Origin of the sequence: Kitasatospora putterlickiae (genome assembly GCF_039527695.1) — a bacterium.
Classification (GTDB): Bacteria; Actinomycetota; Actinomycetes; order Streptomycetales; family Streptomycetaceae; genus Kitasatospora; species Kitasatospora putterlickiae.
The window spans coordinates 1-1,994 of record NZ_BAAAKJ010000420.1 but is presented as its reverse complement, the minus strand read 5'-3'; the positions used below and the strand labels follow the sequence as shown (position 1 = coordinate 1,994).

At 79.4% G+C, this 1,994-nt stretch carries 1 protein-coding gene; it reads right to left on the bottom strand.

Translation table 11 applies throughout. The features are described from left to right. Window positions 1–455: 455 nt before the first annotated feature. Window positions 456–1,994 (bottom strand): DUF2398 family protein (locus tag ABD308_RS35055; RefSeq protein WP_344344015.1); only part of this gene is annotated, 1,539 nt, incomplete at its 5' end.

Below are 1,994 nucleotides of genomic sequence, written 5' to 3'. Positions count from 1 at the left end.
CGCCGGGCGGGGCGGCTGTTTCCGGGCAGTGGTGGGGGTGTGGTCGCCGCGAGTGGTTGGCGGCCACGTGGCTGGACGGGCTTCCCGTGACCCGAGCGGGCGGGACGGCTCGCGGGAGGCGGCAGGCGCGTAGCTGGGCGGTGGCCGGTGGACGGGCCGGCGCCGGACGGAGTGGCTAGCGCTGGGGATGGCCCAGGCGGACGGGCGGGATCAGGCGGGATGGCTGGCCGGTGGGTGGCCGGCCGACGCGGATGGCGGGCGCGTAGCCCCGGCCGTCCGGGGCGTCAGGCGGGCCGGCCGACACGGGCGGCTGGGGTCGAGATGCTGCGAGACGGCAGCCACATGGCCGGCCGGTGGACCGGCCGGCACCGGGGGGGCGGCCCAGGCGGACGGATGGGGCTAGGCGGGATGGTTGGCCAGTGGGCGGGCGTGTGGCCCCCGGGCTGGCGGGGGCGTCAGGCGGGTTGGCCGGCGCGGGGGATGGTGAGGGGCGAGGTGGGGCGGGAGTGGCGGCCGGTGCCGGGGGTGGGGAGGAGGTCGGGAGCCGGGGCGTAGCGGGCGGCGGGGGCGCGCAGGAGCCAGCCGGCGGGGCGGGTGGTGATCAGGCCCATGCGGTGGAGCAGGTCGAGGGCGTCGCGGCGCAGGGCGGTGCGGTCGGCGAGGTAGTCGCGGCGCCAGCCGGCCGGGAGGCCGTACTCGTCGGCGATGTCGCCGAGCACGCCGTCTATCAGCGCGTCCGGGACGGGTACGTCGACGCCGGTGGGCTCGCCGGGCAGCGGGCGGACCTCCTCGACCAGGCGCTCGACCAGCAGCAGGGCGGCCTGGGCGGCCGTCCCGGCGCCGGACAGGGCGAGGTCGGTGAGCTCCTCCGCCGGGTCCAGCAGGGCGACGCCCTCGGCCCGGTGCTCCGCCTCCAGGCCGAGGAGGTCGGCGAGCGCGGCGGGGCCGGAGTGCCGGTGGTCGCGCAGCCAGGCGCGCTGGTCCTCGGGCAGGTCGGCGGCCAGGACGGCGGGGGTCTCGGCGAGGCGGCGGCGGACGGCGGTGCCGGGCTCGGCCTCGGCGGCGCGGCGGATGAGGTCGGCGGCGTCGTCGGCGAGCGCGGGCGGGCCGGCGGGGACGGCGCGGGCGAGTTCCCGGTCGACCGTCAGGACGGCGGACGTGTCGCCGAGGTCGGCCGGGACGTCGGCGAGCACCTGCCAGTCGACGAGCACGGCGAGCGCCATGGCGAGGTCGGTGAGGCCGGCGGGGTCGCCGGTCGCGGTGGCCGGGGCGGGGTCGGCGGCCCGCAGCGCTTCCAGCAGGCGGCCGAGCGGGAGGTGTTCGGGCGCGTCGACGAGCAGGGCCAGCACGAGGGCGAGCCGGGCGTAGCCGCCGGGGGTGAACGGGGCACCGGTGTTGGGGTGTTCGAGGCGGCGGACGGCGCCGTGGCCGGGGCCGGCCTTGTGCAGCCGGGCGTGCCAGGGTCCGACCACCAGGGGGTAGCCGAGCAGGGTGTCGAAGCGCTCGGCGAGCCAGTCGCGGTGACGGCGGATCAACGGGAAGCCGTCGGCGTGCGGCCCGGAGGCGGTGACCAGCGGGTGGGCGAGCAGCAGCCTGGCGGCGATCCGGCGTTCGGCGGCGGTGGTGGCGGCGGAACGATCCTGCGGCACGAGGGGGGTGGCGGTGTTCCGGGACCGTTCGGGCCTGCGGTGCCGTCCGGGCGTGCCCGGTTTGGCGCCTGAGAGGACGACGGGCAGCGCGGCGGCGTCCCGGCGGGCGCGGCGCAGGCCCGGGGCGGTGCGCGGTTCGCGGCTGCGCGGCGGCGCGGGGATGTGCGCGGTGGGGCCGTGCCACCAGCTGACCTCGGCGGTGGACGGCTCGGCGGGGGCGCCGAAGTGACGGGCCGGGTAGAGGCCGAAGGAGGCGGCGCAGAGGTCGTCGGCGGTGCGGGTGTCGGCCTCGGCGAACCAGCGCGCGAGCCGGAGCAGCCCGGGGTCGGGCGAGAGGTCCTCGAC